Origin of the sequence: [Clostridium] celerecrescens 18A (assembly GCF_002797975.1) — a bacterium.
In the GTDB taxonomy this organism is placed as follows: Bacteria; Bacillota; Clostridia; order Lachnospirales; family Lachnospiraceae; genus Lacrimispora; species Lacrimispora celerecrescens.
The window spans coordinates 505,975-523,342 of sequence record NZ_PGET01000001.1 but is presented as its reverse complement, the minus strand read 5'-3'; the positions used below and the strand labels follow the sequence as shown (position 1 = coordinate 523,342).

General features: G+C 44.3%; 14 protein-coding genes. 9 read left to right on the top strand and 5 right to left on the bottom strand.

Annotated features, from left to right (window positions below; all coding sequences use genetic code 11):
* Positions 1 to 114: 114 nt before the first annotated feature.
* Positions 115 to 606, bottom strand: a complete 492-nt coding sequence (locus H171_RS02455; protein ID WP_100303728.1) for a metal-dependent transcriptional regulator — start codon at positions 604 to 606, stop codon at positions 115 to 117.
* Positions 607 to 1,020: 414 nt separating this feature from the next.
* On the opposite strand from H171_RS02455, the gene H171_RS02450 reads away from it, so the two are divergent.
* From H171_RS02450 to H171_RS02430, 5 genes are read left to right on the top strand one after another with little or no spacing between them, the layout of a single operon-like run.
* Positions 1,021 to 1,668 (top strand): metal-dependent transcriptional regulator, encoded by a 648-nt coding sequence (locus H171_RS02450; RefSeq protein WP_038280061.1) that lies wholly within the window; start codon positions 1,021 to 1,023, stop codon positions 1,666 to 1,668.
* A 37-nt stretch (positions 1,669 to 1,705) separates the two neighbouring features.
* Entirely contained in the window at positions 1,706 to 2,644 is a 939-nt protein-coding gene (locus tag H171_RS02445; protein WP_100303727.1) for a metal ABC transporter solute-binding protein, Zn/Mn family, read from the top strand.
* Positions 2,645 to 2,658: 14 nt separating this feature from the next.
* A complete protein-coding gene (locus tag H171_RS02440; protein ID WP_100303726.1) occupies positions 2,659 to 3,411 on the top strand; it encodes a metal ABC transporter ATP-binding protein in 753 nt (250 codons plus the stop codon).
* Entirely contained in the window at positions 3,411 to 4,337 is a 927-nt protein-coding gene (locus H171_RS02435) for a metal ABC transporter permease (RefSeq protein WP_100303725.1), read from the top strand. Before H171_RS02440 ends, H171_RS02435 begins: the two co-directional genes overlap by 1 nt.
* Positions 4,321 to 5,439 carry a metal ABC transporter permease gene (locus H171_RS02430; protein WP_100303724.1) on the top strand — a complete coding sequence of 373 codons (1,119 nt, stop codon included), beginning with the start codon at positions 4,321 to 4,323 and terminating at the stop codon, positions 5,437 to 5,439. The genes H171_RS02435 and H171_RS02430 overlap by 17 nt, the downstream gene beginning before the upstream one ends.
* Before the next feature lie 124 nt (positions 5,440 to 5,563).
* On the opposite strand, the gene H171_RS02425 is transcribed toward H171_RS02430, so the two are convergent.
* Positions 5,564 to 6,559 carry a helix-turn-helix domain-containing protein gene (locus H171_RS02425; RefSeq protein ID WP_157803096.1) on the bottom strand — a complete coding sequence of 332 codons (996 nt, stop codon included), beginning with the start codon at positions 6,557 to 6,559 and terminating at the stop codon, positions 5,564 to 5,566.
* Positions 6,560 to 6,970: 411 nt separating this feature from the next.
* Here H171_RS02425 and H171_RS02420 point away from each other — a divergent pair, with 411 nt between their 5' ends.
* Positions 6,971 to 7,837 (top strand): MerR family transcriptional regulator, encoded by an 867-nt coding sequence (locus tag H171_RS02420; RefSeq protein ID WP_100303722.1) that lies wholly within the window; start codon positions 6,971 to 6,973, stop codon positions 7,835 to 7,837.
* Between the two features lie 138 nt (positions 7,838 to 7,975).
* On the opposite strand, the gene H171_RS02415 is transcribed toward H171_RS02420, so the two are convergent.
* The 3 genes from H171_RS02415 to uvrA form a co-directional block, all read right to left on the bottom strand.
* Positions 7,976 to 8,167: a hypothetical protein gene (locus tag H171_RS02415; protein ID WP_100303721.1), complete on the bottom strand. Its 192-nt coding sequence runs from the start codon at positions 8,165 to 8,167 to the stop codon at positions 7,976 to 7,978.
* 1,247 nt (positions 8,168 to 9,414) lie between these two features.
* Complete coding sequence (guaA, locus tag H171_RS02410) at positions 9,415 to 10,956, bottom strand: glutamine-hydrolyzing GMP synthase (protein WP_100303720.1); 1,542 nt, start codon at positions 10,954 to 10,956, stop codon at positions 9,415 to 9,417.
* Positions 10,957 to 11,184: 228 nt separating this feature from the next.
* Positions 11,185 to 14,010, bottom strand: coding sequence for an excinuclease ABC subunit UvrA (gene uvrA, locus H171_RS02405; protein ID WP_100303719.1), 2,826 nt, complete (start codon positions 14,008 to 14,010; stop codon positions 11,185 to 11,187).
* Positions 14,011 to 14,476: 466 nt separating this feature from the next.
* On the opposite strand from uvrA, the gene H171_RS02400 reads away from it, so the two are divergent.
* From H171_RS02400 to H171_RS02390, 3 genes are all read left to right on the top strand, one after another.
* Entirely contained in the window at positions 14,477 to 15,274 is a 798-nt protein-coding gene (locus H171_RS02400) for a class I SAM-dependent methyltransferase (RefSeq protein WP_100303718.1), read from the top strand.
* Between the two features lie 184 nt (positions 15,275 to 15,458).
* Positions 15,459 to 16,373 carry an ABC transporter ATP-binding protein gene (locus H171_RS02395; protein ID WP_100303717.1) on the top strand — a complete coding sequence of 305 codons (915 nt, stop codon included), beginning with the start codon at positions 15,459 to 15,461 and terminating at the stop codon, positions 16,371 to 16,373.
* Positions 16,370 to 17,227, top strand: a complete 858-nt coding sequence (locus tag H171_RS02390) for an ABC transporter permease (RefSeq protein ID WP_100303716.1) — start codon at positions 16,370 to 16,372, stop codon at positions 17,225 to 17,227. The genes H171_RS02395 and H171_RS02390 overlap by 4 nt, the downstream gene beginning before the upstream one ends.
* Positions 17,228 to 17,368 lie beyond the last annotated feature (141 nt).

Sequence of the window (17,368 nt, the reverse complement as noted above, 5' to 3'; positions counted from 1 at the left end):
CCTTCCGGGCAGGCAGAAAGCCTGCTTAATTTATGTAAGAACAGCGTTATGATATTCCGATTACCATAGGCAATAATAGGAACTAACAAGCGTTGCTGCAATCCTTCAGAACATTTATTCTTTAGTACAGTTAACCATATTCCTAAAATTCTCAAACTGTTTTCCTATATCCGGGTTTTGGATAAAAAACTCCATCAGCACCTTTATCTCCAATATAGTCAAATCCCCCAGCATGTGTTCAACCAATTCTGCTTCTTCCAAAGGGCGCGGACTTTTAAGCATGGTAAAAAAACGTTCCAAAACATTATGACGTTCCAGCAGATAATTGCCGGTTAACTTTCCCTCATCAGTCAGCAGGATATTTTCAAGGCTATCGTATCTCAGATAACCAAGCTGGACAAGCTTGGCTACCATCTTTGACGCAGACGATGGGCGGACGTGGAGCAGACCAGAAAGTCTGTTAATGCGAGTGCAGCTTTCTTCCATGCATAATCGGTACGTCATTTCAAGATAATCCTCAAGAGCAGGTGTGAGTCTGCTCTCGTTTTGTTTTTTCAGTTCATAACCCCGGACGGTACGGAACTCCTGAGGCGGAAGTTGGCTCATTAATTCATCCTCTGTTTTTTTAACTTTATATAGTGTATTCGTAACACTTTCTGCTTAGGTCTCATAAATTAGCCAAGGGAAACGTTATTTCCCTCCCCTAACAGACCTGAATCATGAAATGCTTGATTTTATGTGTAAACCACTTGCATTTCCAGATGTTTAGGCATATAATATAATAAAGTTTAGGCGTGCCTAAAATTAAAAACACGATAACACAACAGGAGGAAATTTATGGATACTTATACTAAACAGCTCTTCCGCAGCAAAATACCTACTTTAATAGTAACCGCCCTTATCCTGCTGATTGGGGGAATTGTGAAAATACTAGCGGTATAAAAGACCTTTTACTCTTAAAACAATTACATTACCCACGCAGATGGCGGGGCTTATATATCTAAAACGGAGGAAGATAAAATGACACCAAACAAAGAAGATTATTTAAAAGCTATTTATAAGCTCGGCGGTATGGAAGAGCTGGTAAGCAATAAGCAGATTGCTGAAACTTTGCAGATCGCCCCCGCTTCTGTGACGGAGATGCTTGGTAAGCTGAAGCGGGAGGGGTTAATCCATTATGAGCCTTACAAAGGTTCATGCCTGACGCCTGAGGGAATTCAGGTTGCAATTTCGCTGGTGCGGGGTCACCGGCTCTGGGAGGTCTTCCTGATGCGCCATCTTGGCTACTCGTGGAGTGAGGCGCATGAAGACGCGGAACTGCTTGAGCATATCACCCCGTCACGGCTGACCGCCCGTCTGGATAAATTTCTGAATTACCCGGCCTATTGCCCCCACGGCAGCGCAATTCCCCATCCTGACGGTCAAATCGATCACGCTCCGCTGCTGACCTTGAACCTGCTTCCTATGGGTGCGGCTTCCCATATCCGGCGTGTAAAGGAAGAAAAGGAACTGTTAGACTATCTGCAGGAAAGCGGAATCACCATTGGATGCTCTGTCCGCATTATAGAAGCTGCTGCATACGAAGGGCCGCTGACCCTCGACCTGGAAGGAAGACGTGTCCAAATCAGTTATAAGGCCGCCTGTCAAATCTATGTTGACGAGACATAGGGGGTATAACATCAAATATATTTTTAGGAGGTTTCTCATGAATCAAAAAATGAAGGGCATTCTTAGTACGATCCTGAGTTTCACCTTATTGCTTACGGGCTGTTCTGCTCCGGCAGCAAACGCAGACTCATCAAAAGATAAATTAAATATAGTTGCTACCACCACCATGCTGGCTGATCTGGTTTCATCCATCGGCGGAGAACGGGTTACGGTTAACGGTCTGATGGGGCCAGGAATTGACCCGCATCTGTATCAGGCCAGTGCCGGAGATGTCTCCCTGATGCAGAAAGCGGATGTGGTAGTGTATAACGGCCTGCATCTAGAAGGAAAAATGGGGGAAATATTTGAAAGCCTGTCAAACCAGGGATCGGCAGTCATCTGTATTGAAAAGGGCTTAGACGAATCCAGGCTTCTGGCATGGGAGGATGACAACTCCATCCACGATCCTCATATCTGGTTCGATGTTTCCCTATGGAAGGATGCGGCTAAAACCGTTGCAAAAGGATTAACAGACGCCGATCCCACTGGAAAGGCGGACTATGATGCAAATCTGGACGCTTACTTAAAAGAGCTTGATGAGACGGATACGTACATTCGCGGCCGGGCTGATGAGCTGCCGGAAAAACAGCGCGTTCTGGTGACCGCTCACGATGCGTTTCAATACTTTGGCAAAGCCTATGACTTTGAGGTGCGGGGTCTGCAGGGCATCAGCACCGATGCGGAAGCAGGTACCGCCGATGTAAGTGATCTGGCCAATTTCATTGTGGAACGGCAGATAAAGGCAATTTTTGTAGAATCTTCCGTGCCGCCGAAAACTATTGAAGCGCTGCAGGCTGCGGTAAAAGCGAAGGGCTTTGATGTTTCCATCGGAGGGGAGCTTTATTCCGACTCCCTGGGCGATGCCCAGTCAGGAGCCAACACTTATATCCTGACCGTAAAAGCTAATATTAACACGATTGTAGATGCCTTAAAGTGAAAGGAGGGAATCATATGGAAAGACAACAAGACTATGCAGTGGAGGTAGAGGATTTAACCGTAGCCTATGACGCCAAACCTGTCCTTTGGGATATTGACTTAAAAATCCCAAAGGGAAAACTGATGGCGGTGGTCGGTCCAAACGGAGCCGGTAAAACGACCTTAATCAAAGCTATGCTCGGACTCTTAAAGCCAGTCACCGGAGCCGTCCGGTTTCTTGGCGGAAATGATGATATACGTACCTTAAAGAACCGCATCGGCTATGTACCTCAAAGCGGCAGTGTGGACTGGGATTTCCCGGCCACGGTGCAGGATGTAGTGCTGATGGGCTGTTACGGCAAGTTAGGCTGGATCCGTCGTCCCGGTAAACCGGATGTGGAGCTGGCAAAACAAATGCTGGCAAAGGTAGGCATGCAGGAGTATGCTTCCCGACAGATCAGTCAGCTCTCCGGCGGCCAGCAGCAGCGGGTTTTCCTGGCCCGCGCCCTGGCACAGGAAGCAGAGGTCTACTTTATGGATGAACCCTTCAAGGGGGTAGACGCTCAGACGGAACGGGCGATCGTAGCACTGTTAAAAGAACTGAAGGAGCAGAATAAAACCGTGGTGGTCGTCCATCACGATCTGCAGACGGTACCTGATTACTTCGACTGGGTTACCCTGATTAATTTGCGGGTGGTTGCCTGCGGACCTGTGGAGGAAGTATTCCATGAAGACAATTTAAAAAAGACCTACCAAAGCTCCGGTACGCTTCTAAGGGGTGTGATGTGATGTTAAGCAGTATTATTTCGTTACTTTCCGACTATACATTCCAGACTGTGGCTCTGGGTTCCGCCCTCTTAGGACTGATCAGCGGGGTACTCGGCAGCTTTGCAGTGCTTCGCAGGCAAAGCCTGCTGGGTGACGGGGTATCTCATTCCGCCCTCCCCGGTGTGGTGATGGCCTTTGTTCTTTCTGGCAGTAAAAATACAGAGGTTCTGCTGATGGGTGCCCTTTTTTCCGGTTTGCTGGCAACACTGTTAATTGTCAGTATTGTAAGGCATACCCGCGTAAAATTTGACAGCGCGCTGGCTCTGGTGATGTCCGTATTCTTTGGATTGGGCCTGGTGCTGCTCACTTACGTACAGAAGATTCCAAACTCCAATCAGGCCGGGCTGAAACGATTTATCTTCGGCCAGGCGTCCACGCTTTTACAGCGGGATATCATTCTGATGGTAATTTGCGGCCTTATATTATTGACACTGGTGCTGCTGTTCTGGAAAGAATTTAAGCTTTTCACTTTTGACAGCGACTTTGCCCAGAGCCTTGGCTTTTCCACAAAGAAACTGAATCTTCTGCTGTCATTTATGATTGTACTGGCAATCATTATCGGTTTGCAGACGGTGGGTGTTATTCTCATGAGCGCCATGCTGATTACCCCTGCAGTTGCCGCACGCCAGTGGACCAATAAGCTGTGGGTCATGGTAACCCTTTCAGCGCTTTTCGGAGCGGCGTCCGGTATTGCAGGAACGGCTGCAAGCTCTCTCGTACCAAAGCTGCCGACTGGCCCGGCTATTGTGGTTTTTGTTAGTGCCATCGTGATCATCAGTGTTTTGTTTGCCCCGGGACGCGGTGTTCTGCACAGGGTATATCAACGCAGAAAAAACAGGGTTTTATATAAGCTGGAAGGAGGTGTGCCGGATGGCACCACAATTTGAAATTCAAATCATAGCCGTTATTGTTGCTGTGGCCTGCGCTCTCCCCGGAACGTTTCTGGTACTTCGGAAAATGTCAATGATGTCGGATTCCATTACCCATACGATTCTATTAGGAATTGTACTCGCTTTTTTCAGCACCCACGATCTTTCTACACCTTTGCTGATTGTGGGAGCCGCACTGATGGGGGTTGTGACCGTTTGGCTCACGGAGCTTCTAAGCCGGACACGGCTGCTGGCGGAAGACGCTGCCATCGGCGTGGTGTTTCCCTTGCTCTTTTCCATAGCCATTATCCTGATTACCCGTTATGCCGGCTCGGTTCACCTGGATACTGATTCGGTACTATTGGGAGAGCTGGCTTTTGCTCCTTTTGACCGCATGATCATAGGCGGCGTGGATATGGGTGCAAAGGCGATTTACACAACAGGGATTCTGCTGCTGATCAATCTGGCTGTAATTATCATTTTCTTCAAAGAACTAAAGATAGCAACCTTTGATCCTATGCTGGCCGCCGTACTTGGCTTTTCCCCTGCCCTGGTGCATTATGGACTGATGACGCTGGTATCTCTTACCACAGTCGGAGCATTTCAGGCGGTAGGATCTGTGCTGGTGGTAGCCTTTATGATCGGCCCCCCGGTGACGGCTTATCTGCTGACAGACGATCTCAAACGAATGCTGATTTTAAGCGGGATCATTGGAGCAGTTAATGGAATCCTGGGGTATCAGGCGGCGGCCATGCTGGATGTGTCCATAGCAGGAACCATGGCTGTGGTTACCGGTTTAGTCTTCTTCCTTGTGTTTGTTTTTGCGCCTCACAGGGGACTGGTCCGTTCACTTCTCAGGCGAAGGAATCAGAAACTGGAATTTGCTAAAGCGACGCTGTTATTTCACCTTTCCAATCACGAAAACAGTACGGAAGAAAACGCGGAAGCAGGTATTGATACCATAAAGACGCATTTACACTGGACTGGAGAATTTACTTCGAAAATCATTAAATCCCTGGAACGGGAGGACTGCGTTCAGCTATCCGGTGGCCTGGTGAAACTGACCCCTGAAGGACGGTATGCCATAATGCGTAACTATATCACGCTTTTCTCACGATAATAATGATTATAAAAACCCAGACCCTATCTTTGGAAGAAGAAGGGTCTGGGTTTATAATTGTTGTTTTTGATATTTAACACGCAAGATGTCGGCTGCTGATTTTCGTAAAACAAATATCACTCGCTTAATGCGGCATTTTCTTACCTTTCAGTGCTGCAGCTGACGCCTGCACCGCCGCATACATAACTCCTGCGCAAGGCCAGATAATCCATGTCCGGCTCCAATTTCCCGTATAAAAGCTGATACCGAGATATACTGCGGTAATGGTACTCCAATAGATCACATGCAGGTATTCTGTCCGCTTCTTTTCCAGTTTTTTCTCTACTGTATAATCCCCCTCTTGCAGCAGCATCTGGAAACAGCCTTTTTTCTCTCCTGCTATTACGAATAAAAATACAGCACAGGCTACTATGATCAACAGGAAGACTACGCACATAACATAGACAAAGTCAGAGCTGCTTAACGCAACCGCTGTCATCAATGGCAAAGCGCAGATAATACATAGAAAAATACCTGCCACATTAAAGATTCTATAGGTTCCTTCATATTCTGCCATCCTTTTTCGTACGATCCCCTCTACTCCATATTCCAGGCGAAAGATTTCTTTCTCCAAATATTGGTAGGATTCCATTTTCATTCCATTCATTACTAAAAATACTGTGACAATTCCGACAATCATCAGCAATATGGCCACTCCCAATCCTCCTGCCATATTTTCACTGATATTTGCATCTTTTAATTCTGATAATCCTCCCAGAAAAATCAGCATAACCGGAGACAGAACATAAGCCGCAATACTAAAGGCCGCCTTTTTCGCCCCGCGGATCTTGATATCCATAAAATGATTGGCTATTTCAAGGGTAACTGTCTTCTGGACCTCATCGCGATCAGTTTCCATGGCAATAGATACCGGATCTGCCTCCATCTCTTCCTTTAATAAATAATCCGTACTGACATCAAATGCCTGACTAAGTTTTAAAATTCGTTCTAAATCAGGAATCGAAGTTCCGGACTCCCACTTAGAAACTGACTGCCTCGATACGCCCATCTGGTAAGCCAGCTCCTCCTGCGACCATCCGGCCTTCTTACGCAATGCAATAATTTTTTCTGCTAATATCACAATGCACCATCCTTTCAAAATTTATTTATGTCATTCCATCTCCAAATGTCCTGTAATAAATATCTGCGTTCACCTGATGATATGTGACTGTCTGCATTATAGTGTTTTTAGCGGTTGACAACCACCAAGTGCGCTGTATCATTTGTCAACTGTCGGTTGCAAATTCTACTTTACTATACCAATGACCGTTTTTACAATATAAATGTGATGATTTAACTGAAATTACTAAAAGAATCTTTATTGATGAAGTTAAACTATATCCCGAAAATAATAATGCAATAAAATATACAGAAAAGCCTTGACTACCACGTAACGTAATAGTGTACCATCTAGTCATGGAACGAAACAGAATTTTTGCCGGCAAATATCTGTATTGTTCTCCAATTATACAAGATAAAGGGGCTGATAAACATGAAAACTATAAGCCAGGTTGCTGAATTAACAGGTATCAGCACACGCACGCTGCAATACTATGATGAAATTGGTCTTTTAAAACCAAGTGAATTAACACCATCCGGTTATCGCCTGTACAGCGATGAAGTCTTGCAAAAGCTTCAGCAAATATTATTTTTTAAAGAACTGGATTTTAAACTGAAAGAAATTAATGAAATACTGCAAAAACCAGAATTTGATAAAATTGAAGCATTTAGGAAACAAAAGAAGTTACTTTGTTTAAAACGTGATCGGATCAATAAACTTATTGAGCTTCTGGAACGATTAGAAAAAGGAGAACCGTGCATGAGCTTTAAAGAATTTGACCTAAGTGAATATATCGAGGCATTGGAGCAATTCAAAAATCAAAAAGCAGACGATGTTATAAAACATTGGGGCAGCATTGAAAACTTCGATCAGCTTATACAAAAAATAAAAGATGATGAATCCAACGTAGCGAAACTTGCCATTAAACAATTTGGAAGTATTGAAAAATACACAGAAGCCATGAAATACAATCTGGAACATTTTTCGGATTTAATGGAACAATCAAAAGAACTCGCCAAAAATAAAGATGAAATTTTGCAGAAAAGCAATGATTTATACGTGAATTTAACTTCTGATTTAACAAAAGATGCTGCTTCCAGAGAAATTCAGGATACAGTTCACGAAATAGTGGAACTTTCCAGCGAAAACAATTTAGGGATAGATATGGGTGATGGCATCTGGGATATGGTAATAGAAAGCTATTCCCATGATACTGTCAGAGAAATCACTGATAAAAAATATGGAGCCGGTGCTTCCGATTATATTATGAAAGCATTGCAATATTATTTTCACAATTAAACTCCCAAATAATAAACAGATCGCTTAATCATAGCAGAATAAAGAAACACAGGAATCACATCCATTCAAAAAGCGCTGCAGCACGCATAAAAATCTGGCTGCAGCGTTACAACTCATTAATCGCTCTATAATGTCCCCTTATTCTCCCTGCAGCACCAACCTCACCTTACGTACAAAGGATACATATTCATTCAAGTAAATGGTATACCCCTGGGAATTCACCTTCTCACCACTATAATGTCCTTTAAACGCATGCAGGCCAAATCCTGGTCCAATCTTAATTCGCTGTCCCTCATGATGAAGAACCACATCCCCCTCCCGCAAAATCATCGATGCTCCTGGATAAGTCTCCAAACAAAGGCTCTCATTTTGTAACACTGCGCCGGAAGGTACACACAATTGAAGCCGAACTGGTTCACGGCTTATCCCCTCGGCTTTTAAGGATAATTCTACACCCCGGGCTCAAATTATCCAGGGCTGGTTGAATTATCATGGGCAAACCGCTATTAACACACTTTGTCTATTTAGTTCATACATTATAGTACGAATTTCTGTGGACAATACACAATTTATGTGCTGCTTTAATAGACGTTTTGGATGGAAACGCGGTAATACCTTTATGGCAAATAATAAATGGGCGGGGTACCGGTAACTGGTTCGCCGATTCATAGTATCGTATCATTATTTGACTGCCTTCAGGAGATAAAAGTAAGCCATTCTCAAAATTCACACCTTGCCTGCTTGTCCCATATACTATTAATGTAACAGCATGAAAGGAGTCATAGTATATGAAAAACGAAGCTATGAAATGTAGAATAATTTGTAAGAATTGTGAACCAAAATGTGAATGCGAGCGCGAGCGCGAATGCGAATGCAAACCAAAACGCGAATGCGAATGCAAACCAAAACGTGAATGCGAATGCAAACCAAAACGTGAATGTGAGCATAAATGTAAATGCAAACCAAAATGCGAATGCGAATCAAAATGCGAATGCAAAGTAAAATGGGAATGCAAGCCAAAATGTGAATGCGAATGCAAACAAGAATGCAAACCAAAATGTGAATGTGAATGCGAACGCGAACATGAATGTGAATGTGAGCATGAACGTGAATATGAATATGAATACGAAAATGAACGTGAATGTGAATGCGAACATGAACGTGAATGGTGAATATAAGAAATAAAAGAAGCCTACTGGTAAGACTTAAAGGACAACTGGGGAAAGACAAAAAGATGTTAATGATAAGAGCGGGCCTCGGTATTCCGGGCCCGCTTTATTAATTAAACTATTACAATCAATTTGCTAAGTTCAAAATGGACTTGGGGTTCAAAAGCGTTCAGACAGCAGAACCCGAACAAAATCCCCATAATCATTGTTTTGCTGCGTTTTCTGTTGAAGCAATCTTTACTGGTTAGAACCACTTTCATGATGTAAAATTTCTATATAACTCCGGCATGTCTATCCAATACTTATAAAAATTCATCTATCTGGCATTTCGGGTACCATTTGGGTACCGCTTGCCACAAAAAAAGTCCGGGAACCCGCATAAACACTAGGGGTTCCCGAAACTGTTTATTATTCAAACTCAATTGTAGCCGGCGGTTTCCCCGTGCAATCATAAAGCACCCGGTTCACGCCCTTCACTTCATTCACGATCCGTCTGGTCACTGTTCCCAAAACCTCCCAAGGCAGTTCCGCAGATTCAGCCGTCATAAAGTCAGAGGTAAGCACCGCTCTTAATGCAATGGCATAATCATAGGTTCTTTCATCTCCCATGCAGCCAACAGAACGCATATTGGTAAGTGCTGCAAAGTACTGTCCCAGTCCCTTATCAACACCAGCCTTAGCAATCTCTTCTCTATAGATCGCATCAGCCTCCTGTACGATTCTTACCTTCTCAGGAGTAATTGCACCAATGATACGGACACCGAGTCCTGGACCTGGGAATGGCTGACGGTAAACCAGGTATTCCGGAATCCCAAGCTCCAGACCTGCTCTTCTCACTTCATCCTTAAACAGAAGTCTCAAAGGTTCAATGATCTCTTTAAAATCCACATGCTCAGGAAGTCCTCCCACATTGTGATGGGATTTGATCACAGCAGACTTTCCAAGACCGGACTCGATCACGTCAGGATAAATGGTTCCCTGCACAAAGAAATCCACTGTTCCGATCTTCTTAGCTTCTTCTTCAAATACGCGGATAAATTCCTCGCCAATGATCTTGCGCTTTGTCTCAGGATCTTCCACTCCTGCCAGCTTGCCATAGAAGCGTTCCTGTGCGTTAACTCGGATAAAATTCAAGTCGTAAGGTCCATCAGGTCCAAATACGGCCTCAACCTCATCACCCTCGTTCTTACGAAGAAGACCGTGGTCAACAAATACGCAGGTAAGCTGTTTTCCTACAGCTTTGGCCAGCATAACTGCAGCTACGGAAGAGTCTACTCCGCCGGATAAGGCGCAAAGTACCTTGCCGTCTCCAACCTTTTCTCTGATGGTCTCAATGGAAGCCTCCACAAAAGAATCCATCTTCCAGTCACCGGAACACTTGCAGACATTATAAATAAAATTGGAAAGCATCTTAGTGCCTTCCTGGGTATGCATCACCTCAGGATGGAACTGTACTGCATAAAGACCGCGTTCTTCGCATTCCATACCAGCAACCGGGCATACCGGTGTATGTGCTGTAACATGGAACCCTTCCGGCGCTTTCTCTACGTAATCTGTATGACTCATCCAGCAGACCGTCTTAGAACTTATATTTTCTAAAATTTTACTGTCAGTCTCCACGTCGACTTCTGTCTTTCCGAATTCACTGACAGGTGCTGTGGCAACTTCGCCGCCCAGCATATATGCCATAACCTGGGTGCCGTAGCAGATTCCCAGGATCGGTATTCCCATATCAAAGATTTCCTTTGAACAGAGTGGGGAATCCTCCTTATATACGCTGTTTGGACCGCCTGTAAAAATGATTCCTTTTGGATTCATTTCCTTAATCTTAACCAGTGACAGTGTGTAGGGATGAACCTCACAGTAAACATTGCATTCTCTGACTCTTCTGGCAATCAACTGGTTGTATTGTCCACCGAAATCCAGAACGATAATCATTTCTCTCTCCACGGTATTCCTCCTAATTTCATCTTTAACAAATAAAGCTTTGGGTTACATTATATTCTACTTCCACTTGCTTGACAAGCATTTTCTTGAAATCTTCCCTGCTCTATTGTTCCATCTTTTTAACATTATTATAAACGAATGAATCAAGCAGACATGCCTGCACATCTGCTTGATTCACAAACTTAAAGCTAAAAGAAGCGCTTATAAGACTTATCTCATTCGGCCAGCAGCCTATTCCAAATACCTTTTTACATAATATCCTGTGTATGAGGAAGGACATTCTGCAACCTCTTCCGGCGTACCCTGGGCAATAATCGTACCGCCTTTTTCGCCGCCCTCCGGTCCGATGTCAATGAGGTAATCCGCAGTCTTGATTACATCCAGATTGTGTTCAATAACAACCACCGTATTGCCGCCTTCCGAAAGCTTACGTAAAATCTCGATCAGCTTATGGACATCCGCAAAATGAAGGCCGGTCGTAGGCTCGTCCAGAATGTAAATAGTCTTTCCGGTACCTCGCTTGCTAAGTTCTGTAGCCAGTTTGATTCTCTGGGCTTCACCTCCGGAAAGCTCCGTTGACGGCTGCCCAAGCCTGATATAGGAAAGTCCCACATCATTAAGCGTGGCGATCTTTCTTGCAATAGAAGGAACATTTTCAAAAAATTTCAGTGCTTCCTCTACCGTCATGTTTAAGACGTCATAAATATTTTTTCCTTTGTATTTTACATCCAATGTTTCTCGGTTATACCGCTTTCCGCTGCAGACCTCGCAGGGAACATAGACATCCGGAAGGAAATGCATCTCGATTTTAATAATTCCATCGCCGCTGCAGGCTTCACATCGTCCGCCTTTTACATTAAAGCTGAAACGTCCCTTGGAATATCCCTTTGCCTTTGCATCTGAGGTGGAAGCAAATAAGTCGCGGATCAAATCAAATACACCCGTATAAGTTGCCGGATTGGACCTTGGCGTCCGTCCAATAGGGGACTGGTCGATAGCAATGATCTTATCCAGCTGCTCCGTTCCCTCGATTGCCTTATGTTTTCCCGGAATGATCCTGGCACGGTTTAATTTTTTCGCCAGTGATTTATAAAGGATCTCGTTGACCAGAGAACTCTTTCCGGAACCGGATACACCGGTCACGCAGGTCATGACTCCCAGCGGGAATGTCACGTCAATATTTTTTAAATTGTTCTCCGCAGCTCCCTTCACGGTCAGATAACCGGTAGGCTGTCTTCTCTCCCTGGGTATCGGGATTTGAATCCGCCCGCTTAAGTACGCGCCTGTAATAGAATCCTTATTCTTCATGATCTGCTTGGCATTCCCCGTAGCCACCACATTTCCGCCGTGTTCTCCGGCTCCAGGGCCGATATCCACAATGTAATCTGCAGCCATCATGGTATCCTCATCATGCTCCACAACGATCACGCTGTTTCCCAGATCCCGAAGGTGCAGAAGGGTCTTTAATAATTTATCATTATCCCGCTGATGAAGTCCGATGCTTGGCTCGTCCAGAATGTAAGCAACTCCTACCAGCCCGGATCCGATCTGGGTCGCCAGACGGATTCTCTGAGCTTCACCGCCGGATAAGGTTCCGGTAGCACGGGTCAGGGTCAGATAGTCAAGTCCAACATCAATGAGGAACGAAATTCTGGCTCGTATTTCCTTTAAAATCAGGTCTCCAATGGCGTGCTGCATAGGGGTCAGCTCCATCTCATCCATAAAATTCCGGAACTTAACAATGGACATATTGGTAGCTTCATAAATATTCTTATCCCCTACTGTTACAGCCAGGGACTCCTTCTTAAGTCTCATGCCGCCGCAGGAAGGACATGGAGTGATACGCATAAAGGATTCATACTCCGCCTTAGAAGACTCGGAGTAAGTCTCCCGGTATCTCCGGGCAACATTTTGTACAAGGCCTTCAAATGCCACGTCATAAATGCCCTCTCCCCGCTGTCCCTTATAATGAACCTTAACTTCCTTTCCATTGGTTCCATTGATGAGAACATCATGGATTTCCTTTGGATAATCCTCAAAAGGAGTATCCAGCCGGAATTTATATTCTTTTGCAAGGGCCTCCAAAACAGCCCGGGTATAGCTTCCCTTATCCGTGCAGGACTGCCAGCCCAGCACCACAATGGCTCCCTGGTCAATGCTTAGGCTCTTATCCGGAATCATCAGATCCTCGTCAAATTCCATCTTATATCCAAGTCCAAAACAATCCGGGCAGGCACCGAAAGGATTGTTAAAGGAAAAGCTTCTTGGCTCCACCTCATCAATGCTGATACCGCAGTCCGGACAGGAAAAGCTCTGGCTGAAATTTATAGGTTGTCCATCCACTACATCCACAGTCATCAGTCCGCCTGCCAGATCAAGAACTGTCTCTATGGAGTCAGTCAGACGCTTTTCGATACCTTCCCGAATCGCAAGACGGTCCACTACCACTTCAATGGTGTGTTTGATATTCTTATCCAGCTTGATTTCCTCGGAAAGCTCATATAGACTTCCGTCAATTCGAACTCTTACGTATCCACTTCTCCGGGAGTGCTCCAAAACCTTGGCATGCTCCCCCTTCCGTCCACGGACAACAGGGGCCAGAAGCTGGATCTTCGTCCGCTCCGGCAGCTCCATGATCTGATCCACCATCTGATCAATGGTCTGCTTGCGGATCTCCCGCCCGCACTTGGGACAGTGAGGAATGCCGATTCTGGCGTACAAAAGCCTCATATAATCATAAATCTCTGTAACTGTGCCCACCGTGGAACGGGGGTTGCGGTTGGTAGACTTCTGGTCAATGGAAATGGCCGGTGAAAGTCCCTCGATGCTTTCCACATCCGGTTTTTCCATCTGCCCTAAGAACTGCCGGGCATAGGAGGAAAGAGACTCCATATATCGTCTCTGCCCTTCGGCATAGATGGTATCAAAAGCCAGGGAAGACTTTCCCGAACCGCTGAGACCGGTTAAGACAACCAGCTCATTTCTTGGAATATCCACGGAAATGTTCTTTAAGTTGTGCTCATTGGCACCTCTTATCTTGATATACTGTTTTGCCATAATATACTCCTGTAATAAACTATAATTCTGAATATGAGAACAATAGAATGCGGACTGTATCTAGCCCGCACCTGAATTACTTAGTAACTGATTTTTTCTATTATATCATACCTTTTTTCTTATTGCAAACATTTGTTCGAGGATTCCTTATTTTCATCCATGAATTGTGACCAGTCCGACTCCTGATTTCCTCCCAAATAGAATGAAACAACAATCGACATTAATAACTGATTCTTGTTCGTTTAACTGCCAACTCTCCCCATGGCTGCTGCATTTCCACCTTTTTTTCTTCGACCGGTCCCTGCTATGATTTATATACTAGATAATCATACAAAGCTTGTTCTGTCATACAAGGAATGGTATAATATGGAATTATGGACTTTTAGCTAAATAGTCCGGTAACAGGTTATTTACAGCTTTGAAAATCCATGAATGAATTTACAATTATGATTAGGGAGGCGGGAATATGAACGAGATTGATTCTAACAAACACGCATGGAGCCAGGTTTCACAAGACCACTATTTTGCATTTAAGAAATCGCTTATAGATGGCAGCCATAAATTCAATAAATATATTCAAAATGAACTTGGAGATTTGAGCGGCAAAAAGATTATACATTTACAATGTAATACCGGCGCAGATACGATATTGCTTGCCAGAATGGGAGCCAGTGCAACAGGCGTTGACCTGGTGCCGGATAATATTCACTATGCAAAAAAGCTGTCAGAAGATCTGAATATTACCAATATTGATTTTATAGAATCCGACATCATGAAGTTTATGGATTGTCATAATGAAAAATATGATGTCGTATTCGTATCCGAGGGGGCAGTCGGTTGGCTTCCTGACCTTAAAAAATGGGGTGAAACCATACGGCATTTACTCAAGGATGATGGATTTTTCTACGTTTTTGACAGTCATCCGTTCTTTCTGGCAATGGATGAACAAAAGCTTGCCAACAATGTGATGGAAGTAAAGTATCCTTATTTTGGGAAAGATCCCGACATTGATGATTCTATCGGTGGATATGCCTCTGAGCCAAAGCATGGTGTTAAGGCATATTTTTGGATGTATACGGTTTCAGATTTAATCAATTCCCTTGCTTCTGCGGGACTGCATATCGAGCATTTCAATGAATTTAAGGAAAACTTTTTTGATGCTGGGGGCTTGCGCAGTACAGGAGATGGACTTTTCAATTATGATTATAATACGGATAAGTTCCCAATGTCCTTTAGCATTAAAGCAACGGTTTATGATAAGTAATTAATTTTAAGTTATTTTTGTTCTTTGAAGAAAATCGGGGGTGCCGGAAATCACTGGCAGGCCAGATAAATGAAAGTCTGAAACGACATTATCAATTAAAATTATAATTATAATGCCTGGACGGCTTGCTGATTAAAGCTTGCCGTCCATTTTACAACTTGCTTTGCCTATGGGGGATCAAACTATGAACAAAATTATTGAGGTAGCCAGCCTAAGAAAAAATTACGGCAAAATAAATGCAGTAAAGGATATCAGTTTTTATGTGGAGCAGGGCAAGCTGTTTTCCTTTCTTGGTCCTAATGGTGCAGGAAAATCCACTACCATTGATATCTTATGTACCTTATTGGATTTTGATAAAGGGGAAATCACGATTAACGGGTTTGACCTTCGGCACGACCGTCAGGCTATCCGGGAAATGATCGGCGTAGTATTTCAGGACAACGTACTGGACACGTTACTCACTGTAAAAGAAAATCTGACCATCCGGGCAGGCTTATACACTTCGGATAAAGCCAGGATCAAAAATGCCGTATCTGAAGCCGTGGCGGCAACAGAATTGAGCGAATTAGCGGACCGGCCTTACGGGAAACTTTCAGGCGGTCAGCGGCGCAGGGCAGATATTGCCCGCGCGCTGATCCATACGCCTCAAATTCTGTTTCTTGACGAACCTACTACCGGCCTTGATCCTCAAACCCGGAAAAGCATTTGGAATACAATCAGACAGCTTCAAATAAAAACAGGTATGACGGTTTTTCTGACGACCCATTACATGGAGGAAGCCGCTGAATCGGATTATGTGATTGTCATCGATCATGGGGAAATCGCAGCCAAGGGTACGCCTGCCGCATTAAAGACGCGGTATACCGCCGACACCTTAAGAATGTCCATCCTGGATGAAACGGCCCTGCGGCAAGCCTTAGAGGAATTAAAGCTGGATTTCACCGTTTCGGCAGGCGAGTTTGTTCTAAAGCTGCCGGATACTATGGCGGCTATTCCCATAGTGGAAAAATGCCAAAGCTATATCAACAGCTTTCAGGTCCTGCAGGGTACCATGGATGAAGCCTTTATCGGCATTACAGGAAAGGAGCTGAGGCAATGAACGTTTTTATAGAACGTAATTTGAAGTTGTTTTTTCGTGACAGACTCGCAGTGTTTTTTTCTCTGATGTCCGTTTTCATTATAATCGGGCTTTACGCATTGTTTTTAGGAAATGTATGGATGAACGATTCCATGAAGGAACTAAAGAATGCCCAGGCTTTGATGAACAGCTGGCTTGTGTCAGGACTTCTTACAGTGACTTCCATGACTACCACAATGGGCGCGTTCGGTATTATGATCGATGATAAAGTCCTGAAGATCAATAAGGATTTTGATTCTTCCCCCATTAAAAGAAGCAGCATAACTGGAGGTTATATTGGAAGCTCTTTTTTAATTGGCGTAATCATGTCCCTTGTTATGGCTGTGGTTGCGGAAATTTATATTGTGAACAGCGGCGGAGAATGGCTTACTCCCATGGACTTCATAAAGGTCTTTTTGTTAATACTTCTTACATCATTAACCAATACTTCTTTGGTTTGCTTTGTTGTGTCATTTTTCAAGAGCCATAGCGCATTCAGTACAGCAAGTACCATTCTGGGCACTCTGATTGGGTTCCTGACCGGCATATATCTTCCCATAGGAACTTTGCCTGCATCAGTGCAAACGATTATAAAAGCTTTCCCTGTTTCTCATGGCGCATCGCTGTTTCGCCAGGTGTTGATGGAGGTGCCCATGCGGAACTCCTTTGACGGAATACCTGTCATCTATTTAGAGGAGTTTAAGGAATACCTGGGAGTGTCTTTCCGCTTTGGAGAGTATGAGGTGACGCCGGCTGCCAGCGTTGTAATCTTACTTGGTACTGCGGTTGTGTTTTATAGCCTTTCCCTTGTTAATATGCTGAGAAAAAACAGATAGGGAAAGTAAGACAGGGAATTCCGGCTGCCGTTCCCTATTCCTCTCCGTTCATCATACGTCAACCAAAGATGGGAGAAAGGGAGAGCCCGGCTTAATTCTAAGTCCATGTACAAAGAAAAAGGAGGCCTCAAAAGCGAATTT

Coding starts and splice junctions, on each gene's coding strand:
- H171_RS02455 (WP_100303728.1), bottom strand. CDS start 606: ATGAGCCAACTTCCGCCTCAGGAGTTCCGTACCGTCCGGGGTTATGAA.
- H171_RS02450 (WP_038280061.1), top strand. CDS start 1,021: ATGACACCAAACAAAGAAGATTATTTAAAAGCTATTTATAAGCTCGGC.
- H171_RS02445 (WP_100303727.1), top strand. CDS start 1,706: ATGAATCAAAAAATGAAGGGCATTCTTAGTACGATCCTGAGTTTCACC.
- H171_RS02440 (WP_100303726.1), top strand. CDS start 2,659: ATGGAAAGACAACAAGACTATGCAGTGGAGGTAGAGGATTTAACCGTA.
- H171_RS02435 (WP_100303725.1), top strand. CDS start 3,411: ATGTTAAGCAGTATTATTTCGTTACTTTCCGACTATACATTCCAGACT.
- H171_RS02430 (WP_100303724.1), top strand. CDS start 4,321: ATGGCACCACAATTTGAAATTCAAATCATAGCCGTTATTGTTGCTGTG.
- H171_RS02420 (WP_100303722.1), top strand. CDS start 6,971: ATGAAAACTATAAGCCAGGTTGCTGAATTAACAGGTATCAGCACACGC.
- H171_RS02415 (WP_100303721.1), bottom strand. CDS start 8,167: ATGATTTTGCGGGAGGGGGATGTGGTTCTTCATCATGAGGGACAGCGA.
- uvrA (WP_100303719.1), bottom strand. CDS start 14,010: ATGGCAAAACAGTATATCAAGATAAGAGGTGCCAATGAGCACAACTTA.
- H171_RS02400 (WP_100303718.1), top strand. CDS start 14,477: ATGAACGAGATTGATTCTAACAAACACGCATGGAGCCAGGTTTCACAA.
- H171_RS02395 (WP_100303717.1), top strand. CDS start 15,459: ATGAACAAAATTATTGAGGTAGCCAGCCTAAGAAAAAATTACGGCAAA.
- H171_RS02390 (WP_100303716.1), top strand. CDS start 16,370: ATGAACGTTTTTATAGAACGTAATTTGAAGTTGTTTTTTCGTGACAGA.